General features: G+C 68.9%; 14 protein-coding genes. 3 read left to right on the top strand and 11 right to left on the bottom strand.

Going from position 1 to position 16789, the window contains the following annotated elements; all coding sequences use genetic code 11:
- Positions 1 to 2 precede the first annotated feature (2 nt).
- From BLT81_RS02850 to lspA, 8 genes are all read right to left on the bottom strand, one after another.
- On the bottom strand, positions 3 to 725 hold the full coding sequence (locus BLT81_RS02850) for a hypothetical protein (protein ID WP_040420642.1): 723 nt from the start codon (positions 723 to 725) through the stop codon (positions 3 to 5).
- Between the two features lie 10 nt (positions 726 to 735).
- Entirely contained in the window at positions 736 to 4296 is a 3561-nt protein-coding gene (gene dnaE, locus BLT81_RS02845) for a DNA polymerase III subunit alpha (RefSeq protein ID WP_019193065.1), read from the bottom strand.
- Positions 4297 to 4341: 45 nt separating this feature from the next.
- Positions 4342 to 5610 carry an ABC transporter permease gene (locus tag BLT81_RS02840; RefSeq protein ID WP_019193066.1) on the bottom strand — a complete coding sequence of 423 codons (1269 nt, stop codon included), beginning with the start codon at positions 5608 to 5610 and terminating at the stop codon, positions 4342 to 4344.
- Positions 5607 to 6338, bottom strand: coding sequence for an ABC transporter ATP-binding protein (locus BLT81_RS02835; RefSeq protein WP_040420785.1), 732 nt, complete (start codon positions 6336 to 6338; stop codon positions 5607 to 5609). The genes BLT81_RS02840 and BLT81_RS02835 overlap by 4 nt, the downstream gene beginning before the upstream one ends.
- Before the next feature lie 45 nt (positions 6339 to 6383).
- Entirely contained in the window at positions 6384 to 7916 is a 1533-nt protein-coding gene (locus BLT81_RS02830; protein ID WP_155860764.1) for an efflux RND transporter periplasmic adaptor subunit, read from the bottom strand.
- Between the two features lie 96 nt (positions 7917 to 8012).
- Positions 8013 to 8537 carry a hypothetical protein gene (locus tag BLT81_RS02825; RefSeq protein WP_019193069.1) on the bottom strand — a complete coding sequence of 175 codons (525 nt, stop codon included), beginning with the start codon at positions 8535 to 8537 and terminating at the stop codon, positions 8013 to 8015.
- Positions 8534 to 9460 (bottom strand): RluA family pseudouridine synthase, encoded by a 927-nt coding sequence (locus tag BLT81_RS02820; RefSeq protein WP_019193070.1) that lies wholly within the window; start codon positions 9458 to 9460, stop codon positions 8534 to 8536. Before BLT81_RS02820 ends, BLT81_RS02825 begins: the two co-directional genes overlap by 4 nt.
- Positions 9450 to 9962 carry a signal peptidase II gene (lspA, locus tag BLT81_RS02815; protein WP_051011405.1) on the bottom strand — a complete coding sequence of 171 codons (513 nt, stop codon included), beginning with the start codon at positions 9960 to 9962 and terminating at the stop codon, positions 9450 to 9452. The genes BLT81_RS02820 and lspA overlap by 11 nt, the downstream gene beginning before the upstream one ends.
- Before the next feature lie 51 nt (positions 9963 to 10013).
- On the opposite strand from lspA, the gene BLT81_RS02810 reads away from it, so the two are divergent.
- Positions 10014 to 10955 carry a hypothetical protein gene (locus tag BLT81_RS02810; protein WP_019193072.1) on the top strand — a complete coding sequence of 314 codons (942 nt, stop codon included), beginning with the start codon at positions 10014 to 10016 and terminating at the stop codon, positions 10953 to 10955.
- A 9-nt stretch (positions 10956 to 10964) separates the two neighbouring features.
- A complete protein-coding gene (locus tag BLT81_RS02805) occupies positions 10965 to 12650 on the top strand; it encodes an ABC-F family ATP-binding cassette domain-containing protein (protein ID WP_019193073.1) in 1686 nt (561 codons plus the stop codon).
- Positions 12651 to 12896: 246 nt separating this feature from the next.
- Here BLT81_RS02805 and BLT81_RS02800 read toward each other — a convergent pair whose 3' ends face one another.
- Complete coding sequence (locus BLT81_RS02800; RefSeq protein ID WP_019193074.1) at positions 12897 to 13505, bottom strand: WKL family lipoprotein; 609 nt, start codon at positions 13503 to 13505, stop codon at positions 12897 to 12899.
- Between the two features lie 102 nt (positions 13506 to 13607).
- On the opposite strand from BLT81_RS02800, the gene BLT81_RS02795 reads away from it, so the two are divergent.
- Positions 13608 to 14546, top strand: coding sequence for an asparaginase (locus tag BLT81_RS02795; protein WP_019193075.1), 939 nt, complete (start codon positions 13608 to 13610; stop codon positions 14544 to 14546).
- Here BLT81_RS02795 and BLT81_RS02790 read toward each other — a convergent pair.
- Both BLT81_RS02790 and BLT81_RS02785 read right to left on the bottom strand, forming a co-directional pair.
- The gene (locus BLT81_RS02790; RefSeq protein WP_019193076.1) at positions 14529 to 15920 is read right to left on the bottom strand and encodes a DNA polymerase IV; all 1392 of its coding nucleotides are present in this window, start codon (positions 15918 to 15920) and stop codon (positions 14529 to 14531) included. The two genes, BLT81_RS02795 and BLT81_RS02790, sit on opposite strands and share 18 nt — an antisense overlap.
- 29 nt (positions 15921 to 15949) lie before the next feature.
- A complete protein-coding gene (locus BLT81_RS02785; RefSeq protein WP_019193077.1) occupies positions 15950 to 16783 on the bottom strand; it encodes an EamA family transporter in 834 nt (277 codons plus the stop codon).
- Between the last annotated feature and the right edge of the window lie 6 nt (positions 16784 to 16789).

The following is a 16789-nucleotide window of genomic DNA, read 5'->3' as shown; positions in this document are numbered from 1 at the left end:
AATCAGTGTAGCCCCTGCGCCCGCGGCCCTTCGTGTCGAGACGTCTCGTGCAACCAGATCGCGTGGTCGAACTCAAGGAGAGTTGCCTTGCACGCGCCCTCCTCGGCGAGCGTCTCGTAGACGTCGACGAGGAGGCGGCGGGCCTCCCGGCTGCTGACCGTCCTGCCGACGGCCCGGGAGACGAAACTCACCAGGCGCCGGTCTGCCTTGAGCCCGGGAACCCCCAGGAGCATGAGGAAGTACTCGGCGGTGACCGGCCCGCATCCGTAGACGCCGCTGTACGCTCGGATGAGCGCTGCGACCCGATCCTCGTCGGGCCGACGCGAACCCGTGGGGTAGGCGAAGGAGCGAAGGTCGGCCGCGGTCTCAATATTCACGTCGCGGAAGCGCCGGGCGACCTCCCGCGCCGCGGCCGCCTTGGTGGTGCTTCTCGGTCTGCCGGGCGCGACGCGGCCGGCGCCCATGGCCTCGATGACGACGCGCTCGTCCAGGTGCGCCACGACGCTGAGGGAGTCTGTGCTCATGCCGCGTTCGTGCAGCCCATCCCTCAGGCGCGCAAGGCCAGCTTTCACCCCACTGTACCGGGCGCTCATGCTGTAGACGGCATCCCACAACGCGATGCCAATTTCGTGCGGCCAGCCTCCCTTGTAGCGGGTGAACAGCTCGTCGTCGATGCCTTCTACGGCCGTCCTCGTGAGCGCGAGGTCACCAGTTTCTCGTTCCACGGGGAGTAGCCTACCCAAGGATCCCCGCGCCCAGGTTTGCCTTGAGGTCGCCCATTAGGTTCGCGGAGCGCTCGACGCGCAAGTGATCGCCCAACACCATGAGCTGCTCCTGGTCGCCGTGGACGAGGTTGAGGTAGACGTCCGAGTCGCCCGGGTTGGCCACGAGGACTTCCTTGAGCCTGCGCACGTTGTCCAGGGTGCACTGCTCGGTGCGCAGCGTGAGCCGCAGCGGCAGGCCGGCGCCGTTGCCCGGGCCGAGCTCGGGAACCTTGACGTCGTCGCCGAACAGGCTCATGCGCTCGTCGCGGATGGACACGTGCGCCTTGACCAGGATGATGTTGTCCTCCACAATCTGCGGCGCGACCAGCGCGTAGACCTTGTTAAACAGCAGGACCTCCACCTGCGCACCGTGATGGTCCTCGATGGTCACGATGGCCCACGGCGAGCCGTCCTTCTTAGAAAATCGCCTATCGACGCCCGAAATGAGGCCGCCGATGGTCACCTCCGCGCCGTTGCGCATCTCCCCGGACAGGATGTCGGTCAGCTGCGTGTCCGTCTGCGCGTCGAGTGCCTCCCCGAAGCCGTCGAGCGGGTGGCCCGAGACGTACAGGCCGAGCATCTCGCGCTCCAGCGCCAGCTTGTGTTTGCGGTCCCATTCGTCCTCCGGCACCTCGAGCGCGAACGCTGCCGAGGCCTCGCCTTCCCCGCCGCCGAGGCCGGCGAAGAGGTCAAACTGCCCCTTGTCGGCCGCCTTCTTCGTGGTCAGCACGGAGTCCACGGCGTCTTCCTGGATGAGCATGAGGCCCTTGCGCGGGTGCCCCAGCGAGTCGAAGGCGCCGGCCTTGATGAGCGACTCCGTGATGCGCTTGTTGCACGGCAGCAAGTCGATCTTGTCGAGGTAGTCGGAAAAGCTGGTGAACGCGCCCTTCGCTTTGCGGGTGTCCTTGATGGACTCCACGACCTCTGCGCCCACGTTGCGCACCGCGGCCAGGCCGTAGCGGATGTCCTCGCCGACGGCGATGAAGTTCTCCTCGGATTCGTTGATGTCCGGCTGCAGCACCGAAATGCCCAGGTGGCGGCAGTCGGCGAGGTAGATGGCGGACTTGTCCTTCTTGTCGCCCACTGAGGTGAGAAGCGCCGCCATGTACTCGGCGGTGTAGTTCGCCTTCATGTAGGCCGTCCAGTAAGACACGAGGGCGTAGCCGGCGGCGTGGGACTTGTTAAACGCGTAGGAGGCAAAAGGCTCAATCGTGCCCCACAGGGCGTCGACCGCGTCTTTGGAGTAACCGTTGGAGAACATGCCCTCGGAGAACTTCTCGTACTGCTGGGCCAGGACCTCCGGCTTCTTCTTGCCCATCGCCTTGCGGAAGCCGTCCGCCTCGCCGGCCGTGTAGTTGGCCACCTTCTGCGAGATCCTCATGATCTGCTCCTGGTAGACGATGAGGCCGTAGGTCTCGTCCAGGATCTCCTCGAGCGGCTCCTCGAGCTCCGGGTGGATCGGGGTGATCGGTTTGCGCCCGTTCTTGCGGTCCGCGTATGCCTCGTGCGCCTTCACACCCATCGGGCCCGGGCGGTACAGGGCCAGCGAAGCGACGATGTCGTTGAAGCCCGTCGGGCGCATGCGCTTGAGCAGGTCCTGCATGCCGCCCGAGTCCAGCTGGAACACCCCCAGGGTGTCGCCGCGCGAGAGCAGCTCGTAGACGGCGGCGTCGTCGGTGTCCAGGGCCTCCAGGTCGAGGATCTCGCCGCGGTTTTTCTTCACGTTCTCCAGGGCGTCGCCAAGCACCGTGAGGTTGCGCAGCCCCAAAAAGTCCATCTTCAGCAGGCCGATAGCCTCGCAGGCCGGGTAGTCCCACCCGGTGATGATGGCGCCGTCGGCGGAGCGTTTCCACATCGGGATGTGGTCCATGAGCGGCACCGAGGCCATGATCACCGCGCAGGCGTGGACGCCCGCCTGGCGCACGACGCCTTCGAGGCCACGGGCGGTTTCGTAGATTTTGGCCACGTCCGGGTCCGTCTCAATGAGCGAGCGCACCTCGGTGGCCTCCGCGTAGCGCTCGTGCTCCGGGTCCGTGATGCCGGACAGCGGGATGTCCTTGGCCATAATGGCCGGCGGCAGCGCGCCGTTGATGCGGTCGGCCATCTGGAAGCCGGGCTGGCCGAAGTGCACGCGCGCCGAGTCCTTGATGGCTTGCTTGGTCTTCACGGTGCCGAAGGTAATCACCTGGGCGATCTTGTCCTCGCCCCAGCGCTCGGCGGCGTAGGTGATCATCTCGCCGCGGCGGCGGTCGTCGAAGTCGATGTCGATATCGGGCGCGGACGGGCGCTCCGGGTTGAGGAAGCGCTCGAACAGCAGCCCGTGCTCCATCGGGTCGATGTTGGTGATGGTCAGGGCGTAGGCCACGAGCGAGCCTGCCGCCGACCCACGGCCCGGCCCGACGCGGATGCCGACCTCGCGGGCGTGCTTGATCAGCTCGGCGACGATGAGGAAGTAGGAGGGGTAGCCCTTCATATCGATGACGTCGATCTCGTAGTCCGCGCGCTCGGCGTACTCGGCGGGCACCTCACCGCCCTCGAAACGCTCGCGCAGGCCTGCGTGCACCTCCTTGCGCAGCCACGTCGTCGGGGTCTCCCCCTCGGGCACGTCGGCGATGGGCATGCGGTCGTGCGGGTGCTCCTCCCACAGCTCCCCGTAGTCGCCGACGCGCTCAGCGATCCACAGCGTGTTGTCGCAGCCGTCGGGAACCATCGAGTCCCACAGCTCGCGCATCTGGGCGGCGGACTTGATGTAGTAGCCGGTGCCGTCGAATTTGAAGCGGTCCGGATCCATGAGGGTCTTGCCGGTCTGCACGCACAGCATCGCCTCGTGCGACGGGGCCTGGGACTCGAGCACGTAGTGGCAGTCGTTGGTCACCAGCGGGGGCAGGTCGAGCGCCTCGCCGATGCGCAGCAGGTCGTCGCGCACGCGGCGTTCGATGTGCAGGCCGTGGTCCATGAGCTCGAGGAAGTAGTTGTCCTTGCCGTAGATGTCCTGCCACATCGCGGCGGCCTCGAGCGCCTCGTCGAACTGGCCGAGGCGCAGGCGCGTCTGCACGTCGCCCGAGGGGCAGCCGGTGGTGGCGATGATGCCGTCGGCGTGCTCAGCGATGAGTTCGGCGTCCATGCGCGGCCACTTGCCCAGCTGGCCCTCGTAGGACGCCAAGGACGACAGCTTAAAGAGGTTGCGCAGGCCCGTGGCGTTTTCCGCGAGCATCGTCTGGTGCAGGTAGGCGCCGGAGGCGGAGACGTCGTCCGGCTTCTGGTCCGGTGTGCCCCAGAGCACGCGCTTTTTGTTAAAGCGCGAGCCGGGCGCCATGTAGGCCTCAATGCCGATGATCGGCTTGACGCCGGCATCGACCATCCGGCGGTAGAACGCGTTGGAGCCGAACATGTTGCCGTGGTCGGTCATGCCCACGGCCGGCATGCCCTGGCGCACGACCTCCTCCGCGAGCAGATCCACCTTTGCCATGCCGTCGAGCATGGAAAACTCTGTGTGGTTGTGGAGGTGGACGAAGGAGGAATTTTTGGCCATGCGGCTCATCTTATCGCCGCCGTCAACCCTCGCCCCGACCTGTGGTTACTCGTACCGCAGGGCGTCGATAGGCTGCATCTTCGCGGCTTTCGACGCCGGGTAGGCGCCGAAGAACACGCCGGTGATGAGCGAGAAGGCGAGCGAAAAGAGCACCGCACCGATCGGCGGGTAGACGAACGCGTCGAAGGAGGCGGTGGCGATCATGCCGATCGCCCCACCGAGGACGACGCCGATGATGCCGCCGACGAGGCAGACGAGCATCGCCTCGACGATAAACTGCGTCCGGATGTCCGTGTTTGTCGCGCCGAGCGCCTTGCGCACGCCGATCTCGCGGGTGCGCTCGGTGACGGTGATGAGCATGATGTTCATCACACCGATGCCGCCGACGAGCAGCGAGATACCGCCGATGGAGGCGAGCACCTGGGCGATAATGCCGAAGACATTGGTGAGCTCCTCCAGCCCGGCCGACAGGTCGAGCACGGTGATCTCGAAATTCTCGTTGCGCTGGTACCACCGGTCGAGGTACGCCTGCAGCTCCTGCTGGAAGGACGCGGGATCCTCCCCTCCTGTGGACTGGACGGCGAAGGAGTCGACGTACTCCATCGTCTCCCCGAGCCGGTCCGTCGCCGTCAACGGAACGTAGGCGTCGAGGGGCTGCCCTCCGATGAATTGAGCGGAGTCGTTGCGCTCCTCGAGCACGCCGACGATGGTGAACACGGCTGTCTGGCTTCCCACGTTGAGGTCGATCCTTTGCCCCAGCGCACCTTGGGGGTCACCGTCGAACAGATCGTCGACAAGCGCCGGGCTAACCACCGTCAGCGGGCGCTCACCGGTGACGTCCTCGGCGCCGATCGGCCTGCCGTACTCGACCTGGAGGTTGCGCATGCGGAAGGAGTCCTCGAGGACCGGGTAAACCGTCGCGCTCGTCTCCTTCTGCCCGTTCAATGCCGCCGCGGTGAGGCTCAGCGCGTTCGGCACATCGACGCCGGAGACGCGCGGGCCGAAGTAGTCGCGCAGCTCCTGCAGATCGTCCAGGCTCACCATGTCCTGTTCCTCGAGCTCAACGTCGGGGCCGACCGCGCCGAAGGGATCGGCCTCCGACCCGTTGTCGCGGGGGTGGACGGTGGCGATGTGGCTCATCGCGCCCACCCCCTCGAGGCTGCTCAGAACCTGCTTTTGCAGGCCCGAGCCGAGCGTCATGATGATGATCACCGCCATGATGCCGATGATGATGCCCAACAGTGTTAGCAAGGAACGCATCTTGTTGGCGTTCAGGCTTGCGGCGGCGAGCTTGATGGATTCGCGCAGGTTCACTCGCGCTCACCCGCCTTCGCCGCGGCTGCTGCGGGGGTGCGGACGTTACTGACGCGCCCGTCCATCATCTCCACAACGCGGCCGGTCTCCTCGGCCAGGTCCGGGTTGTGGGTGATGAACACGATGGCCTTGCCCAAGTCCTTGTTCAGCTCGTGGAACAGGTCCATGACCAGCCGGCCCGTGGTGGAGTCCAGGGCGCCGGTGGGCTCGTCGGCAAGCAAAAGATCGGGATCGTTGGCGAGGCTGCGCGCGATGGCGACGCGCTGCTTCTGCCCACCCGAGAGCTCGTTGGGGTTGTGGTGCAGGCGGTCGCCCATGCCCACGCGTTCGAGCAGCTCGGCGGCGCGCGCCTCGCGGGACTTCTTGTCCACCCCCGCGTACATCATGGGCATGGCCACGTTCTGGAGGGCGTCGATACGCCCGATGAGGTTGAAGTTTTGGAAGATGAACCCGATGTTGTTGCTGCGGTAGGAGGCGAGCTCGTTGTCTTCCTTGGCGTACACGGGCTCGCCGTTGAAGGCGTAGGCGCCGTCGGTGGGGCGATCCAGCATGCCGATGAGGTTCATGAGCGTCGACTTGCCGCAGCCCGAGGGGCCGACGATAGAGACGAACTCGCCTTGCTCGGTGTGGAAGTCGATGCCGTGCAAGACCTTGACCTCGCTCGGCTCGCCTGGGTTGTAGGTTTTGACGATGCCGCGCATGTCAATGAGCAGGCCGGTGTTCGCCATGTTTCCCTCTGCAGAGGCGCTGAGCGAATGCTTCACAAGGCCCCCTTACGCGCCCTGGTCGGCGTTGTCGTCGCCTGCCTGACCGGACTCGTCGGGCTCGCCGCCGCCGTCCACCTGGGCCGGATCAAAGTTCGGGTCGGTGATCTCGACAGTCTCGCCCAGCCGGTCGCGGAAGCGGTCGGGCCAGTTGATGACGATGTCGCCGGGCTCGAGGTCGCCCCCGGTGACCGCGATATCGACTTCGTTGGCCGTGCCCGTGGTCACGGTGCGCTCCTCGACGGTGCCCTGCCTGCCGTCCTCCTCGCCGGAGCCCGTGGCCAGGACGAGGATCTTGTTGTCGTCGTAGATCGCGTCGAGCGGCACCATGAGCGCCTCGGGCGTCTCGTCCGTAATAATCTCCGCGCGCACGGAGCCACCCAGCAGCAGGCCTTCTTTGTCGCCCTCGACCTCGATCTCGATGGGGAAGCTCACGCCGCCGCGGCCCGCCTTAGCGCCTGCACCCCCGTTTTGCTGCTGCTCGGGGTTCGCCGCGCCCTGCGAGCCGACGGGGGCGATGCGCCGGACTTTGCCCTGGTACTCCTTATCGCCCGTCGCCGTGGAGGTAAAACGCACCGCGTCACCCACCTTGACGTTTGCGACGTCAGCTTCACGCACCTCGGAGGTAATCAGCAGCCGGGAGTCGTCGGCGATGCTGAGGATGCGGCCCTGCGGCACGTCGCCGACCTGCACGTCGACGGTGGCGACGACGCCCGACATCGGGGCGTAGATGGTGCTCTGCTGCACCTGGTACTCCAGGGAGCTGTCGGTGCCCATGTTGTTGGCGGCTTGGGCCTGCTGGCGCGCGCTTTCCGCCTGCGCCTGGAGCTGCTGGCTTTCCTCGGCTACCTGCGCCTGGGCGGCCTGGAGCGCCGCCTGGGCCTGCGCCTGGCCCGCCTGCGCCTGTCCCGCCTGCGCCTGGCCCGCCTGGTCTTCCTCGATCGGGGCGATGCCCACGGTCTGGCCCTGCTCGTTGGCGGCGAGGATCATCTGGGTCGGGGCGCCTGCCGCCGCGTCCGCCTCGGCGGCCTCCGCGGCCTGGGCGCGGGCCGCGCTGATGGCGGGGTGCGTCCCGCTCTGCACCTGCTGTGTGTGCGCCGCTAGCTGTGCGCGCGCCTGCTCGTAGCCCTGCGCCGCCTGCGCCTGGGCGGCCTCGGCCTGCTTGCGCTGCTCCGCGAGCTGGCGTTCGATCGCCTCCGTGTCCATCTCAGCGAGGAACTGCCCCTGCTCAACGCGATCACCGGCGGCGACGGCCAGCTGGACCACCTCGGACTGCAGGGGCGAGGTGATGCTGGTCGAGCGGATCGGGGCGATGTTGCCGTTGACCACGATGCTGTTGGTCACGTTGCCGACCTCGGCCACTGTGTAGTCGCCGGCTCCCAGCCCGTCAGCCGCGTCGCCGCCGCCGACGCCGCAGCCGGCCACGAACAGTGCGGTCGCGGCCACCGCCGCGGCGCAGGCCTTCTTCACTCGTAACTTCACGCCCTGCGCCCCCACGCTGCGCGAGCGAGTGACGGCGAGTGTCTCAACAGAAGGGTGCACCGCTTCTTCCTCCAAGAGTGATGCGCCGAACCCACAGGCGGCGCGTGGACATAACGGGCGGAAGTATACCCCGTCCCGTTGAATATTTACCCCTGCCTAGCTGGCGGGCGTGGGCACGATGGCGAAGGCCCCCCACACCGCGTCGGGAGGCAGCGCTTCCACAGCGGCGACTCCTGCGCGCCCTGCGACCTCGCGCAACTGGCCCCCTGGGGCATAGATCACGACGCCGAGCAGGCTCCCCGGGTCGACCCCGGCTCGCTCGGCGGCGCGGGTGAACACCTCGGCGCGCCCGTCACCCCCGGTGGGCTCGGGCACGGGCTGCGCGGCCTTTCCGGCAAAGACGGCGGCGTTGACTCGACCGATCCCCTCCAGCTCCGCGGCGGCCTCGGCGGGCCCCGCCCCCGGCAGGAAGGTGACCAGGGCGAAGACCGGCTCCTCAGCCGGCGCCTGCGCGAGCGACTCGGCGGCCCGCTGCGCGTAGGCCTCCCAGCTCTCCCCCGCCTCCGCGCCGAGCTGGTCGCCAGCGGGGACGGGCGCGACCTGCACGCTTTCCCCGAGCGCCACGAGCCCGGCGACGGCGATCACACCCGCCGTGACCGCGGCCAGCACGGCGCCCTTCACCCTCGCAGCACCTCCACGGCGTGGGCGAGGTCAGCCGGGTACGGCGACTCCACCTCCATCCACGACGCCGAGCGCGGGTGTGTGAACCCCAGCTTCGTTGCATGCAGCCATTGGCGGGTCAGGCCCAGGCGGGCGGTCAGTGTCGGGTCCGAGCCGTACATCGGGTCGCCGACGCAGGGGTGGCCGGTGGCAGACATGTGGACGCGGATCTGGTGGGTGCGCCCCGTTTCCAGGCGGACCTCGAGCAACGAGGCCTCGCGGAACGCCTCAATCACCTCGTAGTGGGTCACCGAGTTGCGCCCGTCGCCTGTCACGGCGAACTTCCAGCCAGCGGAGGGGTGGCGCCCGATGGGCGCGTCGATCGTGCCCACGATCGGGTCGGGTAGCCCCTGCACCACGGCGTGGTAGGTCTTTTCCACGGTGCGCTCGCGAAACGCCCGTTTGAGCACGGAGTAGCCGTGCACGCTCGCGGCCACGATCATCACCCCGGAGGTGCCCACATCAAGGCGTTGGACAATGCCTTTGCGCTCGGGGGGGCCGGCGTCGGGAAGCTCGAAGCCCATCGCCTCCAGCCCTCCAACGACGGTCGGCCCCTCCCAGCCCAGGGTCGGGTGCGCGGCCACGCCGACAGGCTTATCGACGGCAATAACATCCGCGTCGGAGTAAATGATGCTCATGCCCTCGACGTGCTCCGCCTTGGGGCGCGGGGGCGCTTTCGGCGCCGGCAGCGTGGCCTCCAGCATCGACCCGGCGCGCACGCGCTCGGATTTTTGGACCGCTGTGGCGTCGACAAGCACGTCGCCGTCGGCGATGATCTCGGCGGCGAGCGCGCGCGAGATGCCGAAGATCTTGGCCACGGCGGCGTCGACACGCATACCGTCGAGCCCCTCGGGGACGGGAAGGGCGCGGAACTCACCGGCCATTGTCGAGCTCCCCCACGAACAAGGCGATGATGAAGACGGCCACACCGACGGTGATCGCGGCGTCGGCGAAGTTAAACACCGCGAATCCACCCACCGAGATGTAGTCGATCACGTGGCCGAACCAGAACCCCGGCGGGCGGGTCAGCCTGTCGATGAGGTTACCCAGCGCCCCTCCTGCGATGAGAGCAAGCCCCGCGAGCTCGACACGGTGGCTGACGTGGGGTGCCGCGACGAGGGCACCGACGACGAAGGCGAGCTGGATCGTGGTGAACAACCAGGTCGAGTTCTGCCCCATGGAAAAGGCCGCGCCCGGGTTGAACAGAAGCACAAGGCGGAACCAGTCGCCGATGACGTTGACGGGCTCGCCTGGCTCGAGCGTGGTCACCGCGATCTGCTTGATAAGCTGGTCAATGGCCGCGATCGCGGCCATCACACCCGCGAGAACCGCAAGCCTGCGTCCCTTCACACCGCGCGTGGCGCTGCGTTCTTTCTGTATATCCATCGCCTGTTAACTGTAGCCGCAACCCTCACGAGGGCACGGTAAGTTCGTCGTGTGACTATCCGTGTACTCAGCGCACTCAGCGCCGCCCTTGTGCTCGCCCCCGTGTGTGCCCTCGCCTCCTGCGCTGGGCCGCAGGACCCGCTCGAGGGAGTGCCCGCCTTCGCCGTCGACCACCCCTCCGTCACGCTCATCGACGCGGGCGCCGACCCGCAGCAGCTCGACCTCGCCGCCGGCGACGCCGGCGACACCGCGCAATGGGACATCACCGTCGCGGTCTCCCAGGGCTTTGCACAGCAGGTGGTTCCCGCCGACGCCGTCGACACGCACGCACCCCAGGACGCCCCCGCCGACACCACGACCCTGCCGCTGAGCGTGAGCTCCGGCGAGGCCCCCGCCCCGGGCGCAGACGAGGAGGCGGCGCAACGTCTCGTGCACGTCACCGTGGGTGAGCACCCGGACGTCGCGAGCGCCGCAGGCTTCGAGATGGCCTGGCGCGCCTCCGCCACCGGGGCCGTCTCGACGGTCAAGCTCCTCGCCCCCGACGACTCGACCGAACAGGACCGCCAAGCCGTGGAACGCGCGCTGCTCACCGTGCTGGCCACCAACGTCGTTGTCCCCGAGCAGCCGGTCGGCGTGGGCGGGTCGTGGAGCGTCGACACCCGCGTCACCGGCGCCGACGCGATGCGGCGCACCACCATCTACACCGTCGCCAACATCGAGGGCGACCGGATCACCCTCGACGTGCAGGTGCACGAGCGCCCGGCGCGCGACAGCGTCTCCATCGACAACGACATCGCCGGGGAGCTCGACGGCCAGACGCTGACCGTCGACAGCTCGGAGACCACCTCCCAGGGCCAGATCGTGGTGTCGCGGGCGGCCCCGCTCCCCGTGTCCGGGACCGTCGAGGCCACCACCCGCGTGGTCTACGCCGGGCCCGACCCCGTCACCCGCGTTGTCCAAGACATCACGACCGCCATCGAGTACGGGACGTAAACTCTCCATATGGTTGCTCCGCTGCACATCGGCCTCGACGGTGTCTCCTTCTCGTACCCGGGGGGCCGGCGGGTTCTCACCGACATCTCCTTCGCCGTGCCCTCCGACTCGGTGACCGGCCTCATCGGCGAAAACGGCGCGGGCAAGTCCACCCTGCTCGCGCTGGTTTCCGGGGCGCTGAGCCCGGACGCCGGCAGCATCATCACCCCTCCGGTGACCGGGTTCATCCCCCAGGAGACCGATCTGCCCTTCACGGCCCCCGCCTCCCAGCTCATCGAAGGCGCCGTGGAGCAGCTGCGGCACATTGAAGCCCGCATCACCGAGCTGTCCGACCGCATGGCGACTGACCCAGACGCTGCCGACGAGTTCGACCGCACCCTCGCCCTCGCGCAAAACAACGGGGTATGGGAACTCGACGCGCGCATCGCCACCGTCCTCGCGGGCCTTGGCCTCTCCAACGTCGCGCTATCCACCCCGCTCGGCGAGATGTCTGGCGGGCAGCGCCGCCGCTTCGCCCTGGCCACCCTGCTGCTGCGCCCCGTGGACGCGATGGTGCTCGACGAGCCGACCAACCACCTCGACGACGCCGCCGTGGACTTCCTCGTCACCGAGCTCAATGCCTTCACCGGCTCGGTGCTTGCCGCCAGCCACGACCGCTTTTTCCTCGACGCCGCCTGTGACGGCCTCGTCGACCTCGACCCGGGTCTCGGGGCCGAGGGAGGCTTCGGCGAGGACACCCGGCAGGGCGCCCGCTTCACCGGCTCTTTCACGGACTACCTCGCCGCCCGCGAGGCCCGCCGACGCCGGTGGGAGACCGACTACGCCGCCCAAGAGCACGAGCGCGCACGCCTAGAAAAGGCCGCCGACGTCGGCGCGGGGGATATTTTCCACTCCCAGGAGAATAAGACGGAAACGCGCAAGGCGGCGAAATTCTACGCGGACCGCGCCGCCAAAACCGTGGGCAACCGGCGCCGCTCCGCCGAAAACCGCCTCGCCGAGCTGGAGCGACGCGAGCTGCCCGCCCCGCCGAAGCGCCTCGAGTTTCAGGGCCTGCCCCCGAGTGTCGTGACGAGCCTCGGGGTCCCCGCGGTCGTCGCTCGCGAGCTCGCCGTTGGCGGCCGGCTCGAGCCGCTCACCATAAAGATCCAGCCCGGCCAGCAGCTGCTCGTGGAAGGGCCGAACGGGGCCGGAAAGTCGACCTTGCTGAAAATCCTCGACGGGACCCTTCGCGGCTACGAGGGAGAGCTGGTCATGCCGGAAGAGATGACCGTCGCCCGCCTCGAGCAGGACGATTCGTGGGAGGACCTTCGCCTCACCGCCGCCGAGGCCTTCGCGCAGCGCACCCCTGAGGGCGCGCCCGACCTCGTCGAGCTCGGCCTCATGACCGAGGAGCAGGCCGCCCGGCCGCTCGAGGCACTGTCTTTCGGCCAACGCCGCCGCGTGTCCCTCGGCATCATCCTGTGCTCCCCGCCAGACCTGCTGCTTCTCGACGAGCCCACGAACCACCTCTCCCTCGCCCTCGCCGAGGAACTCGAATCGGCGCTCGTGGACTTCCCCGGCACCGTCGTCATCACCAGCCACGACCGCTGGCTGCGCCGCCAATGGCGCGCGCGTGTCGATTCTGGCGACTCCCGCGCCCGGATTCTCACCCTGTCCACCCTGTGGACCGACGAGGTCTGGCGCGACGACAGTTAAGGGCGCTCTGCGCTGGGGCGGGGGTTTTACGCTCCAGATTTCGCTGAGGTCGACCAGGGCGCCAGGCCTAGTCGACCTCAAGGTATTTCCGTGGCGCGCGACCAGGGGTTTTACGCTCCAGATTTCGCTGAGGTCGACCAGCACACCCCGCCTAGTCGACCTCAACGCAAACCGGGGTCACGCGACCAGGAGTTTTACCCGCAGGATTTCGTTGAGGTCGACCAAGGTGCGACGACCGCCCGCGACCTAGAGCTGCGGAGCAGCGGGCGCACCCTCCGCGGGCGCGCCCCCTGCCGGCGCGCCCTCGGCCGGCGCCTCACCGGCGGGGGCCTGCGTGCGGCACATCTCGGGCACCTGCTCGGCCGGGACCGTGTTGGTCACCAGGGTGCAGGCCCACGACTGGGAAAGCTTCCAGGCGCCGTCTTCGTAGATGAACTCCACGTTCTCGGCAAGCTGTGCTTGCTGGTCGGGGGCGGTGAAGTTGACAGTGGCCAGCGCCGTGTTCGGGGAATACCCGGGCAAGACCGGGTCGACGACCTGGAAGTTTGCGCCGGATTCCTGCTGGGATTGGGCCATGACGTCGAAAAGCTCAGGCGCGGTCTCGCCGCCCTGGACCGTGGTTACGCGCTCCTCGATGGGCAGGTTGGGGTCGGTCGCGCGCGCGAGGACGGCGTTGAGCTCGGCGGCGCTGGGCAGCTGGGCGGCCGGCGCCTCGGCGGCGCTGCTGGAGCCGGAGGTGGTGGGGGTGGAGTCGGCGGCGTCGTCGCCCTCATCATTCGAGCAGGCGGCGAGCGTCACTGCGGCTCCGAGCGCGGCGAGCGCAGCAGTAAGCTTCTGTGCTTTCGCGTTTTTCACGGTTTCTCCTTGATCTCGTTGAAGCGGCACCGGCGACCCGTTTGTGCCCCGGCTAAGGTTACCGATGGAGAAAGACAAACCCCAACCAACACTCGCGTATTCATGACTATTGCTCAGCAACTCGGAAACTTTGTCCTCGTGATCTCTACGGGTGGCACGATCGCCTGTACCACCGACCCGGGCACGGGAGCGCGCACGCCGACGCTGTCTGCCGAAGACCTCGTCCGCGCGTGCGGAACCACGGAGGAGGTGCGGGTGTATGACGCGGCGCGGCTCGATTCGTCGTCGATAAGCCTCGGCGAGCTCGACACTCTTATCGAGCTGTCGCGCCGGGCGCTTTCCGACGCCAACGTCGCCGGCATCGTGATCACCCACGGCACAGACTCGCTGGCGGAGACCGCGCTTGCGCTCGACCTGGTCCACGACGACCCGCGCCCCGTCGTCCTCACCGGCTCCCAGCTCCCCGCCGACCACCCCCACGCGGACGGCCCCGACAACTTGAACCGGGCGATCGCGCTGGCCGCCGACCCCCTCGCGCGCGGCCAGGGCGTCATGGTGGCCTTCGGCGGGGACACTCTCGCCGCCCGCGGCCTGATCAAGCGCGACACCGCCGAGCGGCGCGCCTTCGCGCTGTCCGCCCCGCTCTCGCTGCCGCGCCCCGCCCCGGTCTCCCCCGCCGCGCTGGCCGGGGTGGACGTGCCCATCCTTCGCGCCTGGCCCGGCGCGGAGGGCGACCTCGTTGACCGGGTCGTAGCGGCCACCCCCGACGGGATCGTGGTGGAGGCGCTCGGCTCGGGCAACGTGTCCGAGCAGATGGGCGAGGCCCTCGGGCGCGCCCTCGACGCCGGGATCCCCGTGGTCGTGGCCACGTCGGTGCCCTTCGGCGAAGTCTCCTTCGACTACGGCGGCGTCGGCGGCGGGTCGAGCCTCGGCGCGCGCGGGGCACTGCCGGGCGGCTGGCTGCGCGCGGGCCAGGCGCGCATCGCGCTGGTCACCGCGCTGGCGACGGGCACGGACCCACGCCTACTCCTCGGCGTGTAGCCAGTCGTCCCAGGCCAGCGAGTCGAGCGGGTCGCCCGCCGTGAGGTCTGGGTCGTCCGCGGGCAGGGTGACGGTGCGCCCCGGCCCGGTGGCGCGCGTTTCAAAACGCACCGTCACCCGCCCGTGCCCTGAGCCCTGGACCCAACCGTGCCCGTGGTCGGGGTGGTACACGTCCTGGGTGGGCCGCCACACGCCCGGCGCTCGCAACGGGGCGGGATCGACATCGACGGCGGTCTCCTCCGCGTGGTCGCTCACGCCGCTTTCGTAGTCTGCGTTGGCGGCCTCGCGCACGGCGACCTGCCTGTCCAGCTCCGGGAAGAGGACGTCCTGCAGCGACTCCTCCAGCCCGGAGTAGGACACCCCCACGAGGCGGATCGGGCCGACCTCGCCCGGGTAGCGCACCAGGTTGAACGCGGTGGCGCGCAGCGTGTCGGCGTCGTCGGTGGCGTAGGGCAGCGTGGCGGAGCGGGACTCGATGCGGAAGTCTGCCATGCGCAGTTTGACGCTGACGGTGCGCGCCCCGCGGCCGTCGCGACGCAAACGGCGATGCGCCTCGGCCGCGGCACGCTCAAGCGCGGCGTCGACCTCGGCCGGGGTAGCAAGATCGCGCGGGTAGGTGTGCTCGGCGGAGATCTGTTTCGCGTCGGCGCGCGGGGCGACGGGGCGATCGTCGATGCCGCGGGCGAGCTGCCACAGGTGCCGACCCACGACACCGCCGAGCGCGATCTCGAGCTCTTTTTCCGTCAGGCGCGCCAAGTCCCCGATCGTCTCCACGCCCGCCGTGGCCAGCTTCGCCTGCGTGACGGGGCCGGCGCCCCACAGCTCGCCGACGGGCAGCGGGTGCAGGATCTCCAACTGGCGCTCGTGCGGGATGATAAACACCCCGTCGGGCTTGGCCAGCCCGGAGCCGATCTTCGCGTACTGCTTCCCGGAGCCCGCGCCTATCGACGACGGCAGCCCCGTCTCCTCCTTAATCGCTGCGCGTAGGGCGTTCGCCCACGCCCGCACCCCCTCCGGGTCGGCGTCGACGAGCTCCCGCGGCTCCATGTACGCCTCGTCGATGGACAGCTGCTCCACCGACTCGCCGTCGACGTGGCGAGCGATGACCTCGAACACGCGGCGCGAGGCCGTGGAGTAGACCGCGCGGCGGGGCTCCACGAGCACGGCCTTCGGCCCCACGAGGCGGGCGGCGCGGTGGGTCGGCATGGCCGAGCGCGCCCCGTACGCGCGCGCCTCGTAGCTCGCACCGGCGACCACTCCCCTGCCGGAAACGCCCGCGACCAGCACCGGGCGGCCCTTGAGAGTCGGCCGGGTGAGCTGCTCGCAGGAGGCGTAGAACGCGTCCATGTCGATGTGCAGCACCCAGCGAGTCATAGTCATGAGAATATCGCGGCAGTTGTGGCTCACGGCCGCCGCAGCACCACCGCCGCCACGATGAGCACCACGCCCACCATCTCCCCCGGCGAGAGCACCTGCCCCAGCGCCACCGCGCCGATGAGCGCGGCGACCAGCGGCAGGATCGCCTGCAGGAGCGCAAAATACGACGCCCCGGCCAGGCGCATCACCACTTGGTCTAGCGTGTATGGCACCGCCGCAGACAGCAGGCCCAGCCCCAACCACAGCCCCAGAAAGCTCAGCGGCTCGATGTCGTGGCCGATGGCTCCGGCCGGCCACAGGAGCGCGGCCGCGGGAGCGGCAAGGATAGCCGCCCAGGTAAAACCCACGGCGATGCTGTCCGTCGACGACCCACGCGCGGCGATCTTCGTCCCCGTCACGATGTATCCCGCCCACAGCGCCCCCGCCGCGAGCGCCCACGCGATGCCGGAAGCGTGATCGGTCCACGTTGCCCCGGAGATGACGGAGACGCCCGCCGCGGCCGCAAGGAGCGCACACCAGTCCCGCAGCGTCCGCGACCCGAGAGCGGCCACGGCCACCGGACCGAGGAACTCCACCGCCACCGCGGTGCCGAGCGGGATGGACGAAATGGCCATGTAGAAGGCCATGTTCATGCCCAGCGTGAACGCGCCAAACACGGCGGCGCGCGCCCCGGCGCTCCCGATAAACGCGCGCAGGGCGGGCCGGCGCAGCACCACAAGCATCAGCGCGGCGGCGCTGATGCGCAGCCATGCGACGAGCGCGGGCGGGAAGGCGTCGAAAAGCCCGACGGCGATGGCCGCCCCGGCGTAGAGCGACGCGCCGGAAAGGACCATCACGCCCGCGGGCGCCCACGCTGCCATGGTGCT

The organism is Corynebacterium timonense, assembly GCF_900105305.1.
Taxonomy (GTDB): Bacteria; Actinomycetota; Actinomycetes; order Mycobacteriales; family Mycobacteriaceae; genus Corynebacterium; species Corynebacterium timonense.
This window is presented reverse-complemented; position numbering and strand designations above follow the sequence as displayed.

Excerpts from the sequence above, each read along its gene's own strand:
- BLT81_RS02820 (WP_019193070.1), bottom strand. The coding sequence starts at position 9,460 with ATGGCCGGTGAGTTCCGCGCCCTTCCCGTCCCCGAGGGGCTCGACGGT.
- dnaE (WP_019193065.1), bottom strand. The coding sequence starts at position 4,296 with ATGGCCAAAAATTCCTCCTTCGTCCACCTCCACAACCACACAGAGTTT.
- BLT81_RS02835 (WP_040420785.1), bottom strand. The coding sequence starts at position 6,338 with ATGGCGAACACCGGCCTGCTCATTGACATGCGCGGCATCGTCAAAACC.
- BLT81_RS02790 (WP_019193076.1), bottom strand. The coding sequence starts at position 15,920 with ATGACTCGCTGGGTGCTGCACATCGACATGGACGCGTTCTACGCCTCC.
- BLT81_RS02805 (WP_019193073.1), top strand. The coding sequence starts at position 10,965 with ATGGTTGCTCCGCTGCACATCGGCCTCGACGGTGTCTCCTTCTCGTAC.
- lspA (WP_051011405.1), bottom strand. The coding sequence starts at position 9,962 with ATGGATATACAGAAAGAACGCAGCGCCACGCGCGGTGTGAAGGGACGC.
- BLT81_RS02795 (WP_019193075.1), top strand. The coding sequence starts at position 13,608 with ATGACTATTGCTCAGCAACTCGGAAACTTTGTCCTCGTGATCTCTACG.
- BLT81_RS02785 (WP_019193077.1), bottom strand. The coding sequence starts at position 16,783 with ATGGCAGCGTGGGCGCCCGCGGGCGTGATGGTCCTTTCCGGCGCGTCG.